The following is a 3,196-nucleotide window of genomic DNA, read 5'->3' as shown; positions in this document are numbered from 1 at the left end:
GTACTGGACCCCCGCCCTGCGCACCCAGGTCCACCCGGCCCAGGCTGTCCCGGCACTGCTGCAGAACTCCACCGGCCCGATCTTCACCGCAGGAGGGAACCCTTGATGGCCGCCATTCTGCCCAACCGGCGCACCGTCCTGGCTACCTTGGCGCTCACCGCGGGAACCATGGCCCTCTCAGGGACGGGCATAGCGAGCGCCTTCCCGCAGGCCAACAACGACCCAACGGGACCCCGCACCAAACCGGTGATCTTCGTCGTCGGGGACTCGACGTCGTCGGCGTATCAGCAGTCCGAGCGCCCCCGTGCCGGCTGGGGGCAGGCCCTCCCCCTCCTGCTGGGGCCGCAGGCAACGGTGTTTGACTATGCCTGGTCCGGCGCTTCCTCCAAGAGCTTCGCCGACGCCGGGCTGCTGGACCGGGTGCTGGCCCTGATGCAGCCCGGCGACTACCTGCTGATCTCCTTCGGCCACAACGACGGGAAGGTGTCGGACCCTGCCCGGGGAACGCTCCCGGATTCCACCTTCAAGGAGTACCTGGGCCGGTACGTCGACGGCACCAAGGCACGCGGCGGCAAGCCCGTCCTGGTCACCCCGGTGGAACGCCGCCGCTTTGATTCCTTCGGCAGCGCCCGGGATTCCCACGGCGCGTATCCCCAGGCTGTCCGGGAACTCGCCGCAGCTTCGGGCACCCCGCTGGTGGACCTGACGGTGTCGTCGAAGGAGCTGTGGCAGCAGCTGGGCCCGGAGGGGACCAAGTCCCACTTCCTGCATCTGGCTCCCGGCGAGCACCCGCAGTATCCGGAAGGTTCCGAGGACAACACGCATTTCCAGGCCGCCGGGGCGCTGGCTGTGGCGCGCCTCGTGGCCCGCGAACTGCAGAACAAGGAGATCGTGCCACCGGGCTACTTCCTGAATATCGACGGCGTCACCGATCCGCTGGCGGACATGTACTGGCCATCCGAACGGCCCGTCGATGTCCCTGTAACGCTCGACGTCGGAGCGGGCCGGACGTTCGGCACCGTCCAGGCCGCTGTTGACTCCGTTCCCGCGGGCAGCCTCCAGTGGACCGTCATCAGGATCCAGCCCGGCACCTACCGGGAAGCCGTGAAAGTGCCGGGCAATAAACCAAGGATCTCTTTCATCGGGCAGGGCAGCAGGCCGGAGGACGTGGTGCTGGTCTACAACAACGCATCCGGCACCCCCACGCCTGACGGCACCGGGAACTTCGGCACGTCGGGCAGCGCGTCCGTCCGGATTGACGGGCCGGACTTCGTGGCCCGGGACCTGACCATCAGCAACGATTTCGACGAGGCCGCCAACCCAGGCATGAAGGACCGCCAGGCCGTCGCGCTGCACATCACCGCAGACCGCTCGGTCCTGACCAACGTCAGGCTGCTCGGCAACCAGGACACCCTGCTGGTCAACTCACCGGGAGCGGGCGTCCAGGCCCGTTTCTACTTCGACGGCTGCAATGTGGAAGGGGACGTGGACTTCATCTTCGGCCGCGGGACCGCCGTCTTCAGTGGCTGCGAGATCAGGTCCCTGGACCGCGCCTCGACGACGAACAACGGCTACGTGGCCGCAGGAAGCCTTGATCTGTCCATCCAGTACGGTTACCTCTTTGACCAGTGCCGGCTTGTCTCGGACGCCGCGGCAAATACCGTGCACCTGGGCCGGCCGTGGCACCCGAGCGGCGACCCGAAGGCCGTTGCCCAGGTCCTGGTCAGGGATTCATGGCTGGGAGCGCACATTTCCGGTACGCCGTGGACGGACATGAGTGGCTTCTCGTGGAGGGAGGCAAGGTTCCACGAGTACAACAACCGTGGCCCCGGCGCCCAGGTGACCGCGGACCGCCCGCAACTGCCCGGGAATGAGGCGGGCAACTACACGGTCAGGACCTACCTGCAGGGAACGGACGGCTGGGCACCGCAGCTCGCCGGTTCGACGGCGGACTGCAGCGTGGTGCCGTCGGAGGTGGCCGCCTAGGTTCTGAGGCATGGAATGCCCGGTTCCCACGATGGAACCGGGCATTCCCTTCAGCGCTCCGGAGGCACTCCCCGCCGGCCGATTCTGTATCCCGCCCACAGGGCAAGCACGAGAAGGCCCAGCACAACGATCGCCAGGCCAACCTGCGTCCCCTGGGTGATGAACGCCGCCCCGTTCGCGCTGAACGTCGCATTGCTGAGCGGCGCATAGGCAAACCAGCCCACGTAGTCCCTGTTCAACCAGGCAACCAACAGGCCCACCAGTACCGCGGCCAGCCCGGCCAAAGGCACGACGGCGGCAGGGACTTTGGCGGGTCGGTCCGGTGTGCTTTCCTCAGGTGTGTCGTTTTCCCCCATGCAGGGGAGTCTAGCCAATCATTGCCCTGCCCTTGCCTTCCCGCAGTAGGATCCTGCCTATGGAATCCGTCGTGATGTACAGCATTCGTGGGGATGTGGATGGCTCCCGCGCTTCATTGCAGACGATCCATTTGTCACAGAGGGGCTGGCCGATCCGCGGATCCTGGAGTGGGATGCTGTGCGCTTCGAGTAAGGACATCCGCATCCCCGAAGGGAACATCGAGTGGACAGCAATCCTGGTACCTGGTTCTTAAGCGGCAGTGAGCGGGGGAACACAGCCACCGACGTGCACGCGGAAGGTGGCGGATCGCCGTCGTGGTCGGAGGGCAACCTCGTGCGGCCGCTGATCCATGGGGCCACCTACTTCGCCCGGCTGCACGAGGAGCTGTCAGCCCTGCAGGCGGGAGACCGCGTGTGGTTCACCGATTGGCGTGGCGATGCCGACGAGCGCCTGACGGCGGACGGACCGGCGATCGGCGAGTTGCTGGCGCGGTTGGCCCGGGCGGGAGTGGAAGTGCGCGGCCTGATCTGGAGATCCCACGGCGAGCGCGTATCGGCTCCGATGAGTTGGCGGTCCAACGAACTCCTCAGCAAGCAGGTCAACGACGCCGGCGGCGAGGTGCTGCTGGATCAGCGTGTGCGCATCTTCGGCTGCCACCACCAGAAACTGTTCGTCATCCGCAACCGTAACGATCCTGCGCGGGACGTCGCGTTTGTGGGCGGGATCGACCTCTGCCACAGCCGCCGGGACGACGCCGATCACGCAGGAGACCCGCAGGCGGTGGATATGGATCCCCGGTACGGGAAGCAACCCCCGTGGCACGATGCCGCCCTCGAACTTCATGGACCGGTGG

The 3,196-nt window shown here is 66.7% G+C and carries 2 protein-coding genes and 1 pseudogene; 2 read left to right on the top strand and 1 reads right to left on the bottom strand.

Annotated features, from left to right (window positions below; all coding sequences use genetic code 11):
• Positions 1-105 precede the first annotated feature (105 nt).
• A complete protein-coding gene (locus DBR22_RS11550; RefSeq protein ID WP_108599134.1) occupies positions 106-1,986 on the top strand; it encodes a pectinesterase family protein in 1,881 nt (626 codons plus the stop codon).
• Between the two features lie 50 nt (positions 1,987-2,036).
• Here the strand turns inward: DBR22_RS11550 and DBR22_RS11545 are convergent, their stop codons facing one another.
• The gene (locus tag DBR22_RS11545) at positions 2,037-2,342 is read right to left on the bottom strand and encodes a hypothetical protein (RefSeq protein ID WP_108599133.1); all 306 of its coding nucleotides are present in this window, start codon (positions 2,340-2,342) and stop codon (positions 2,037-2,039) included.
• Positions 2,343-2,565: 223 nt separating this feature from the next.
• Here DBR22_RS11545 and DBR22_RS11535 point away from each other — a divergent pair.
• Positions 2,566-3,196: pseudogene (locus DBR22_RS11535) on the top strand (phospholipase); the annotation flags it as partial.

Origin of the sequence: Arthrobacter sp. HMWF013 (assembly GCF_003061105.1) — a bacterium.
In the GTDB taxonomy this organism is placed as follows: domain Bacteria; phylum Actinomycetota; class Actinomycetes; order Actinomycetales; family Micrococcaceae; genus Arthrobacter.
This window is presented reverse-complemented; position numbering and strand designations above follow the sequence as displayed.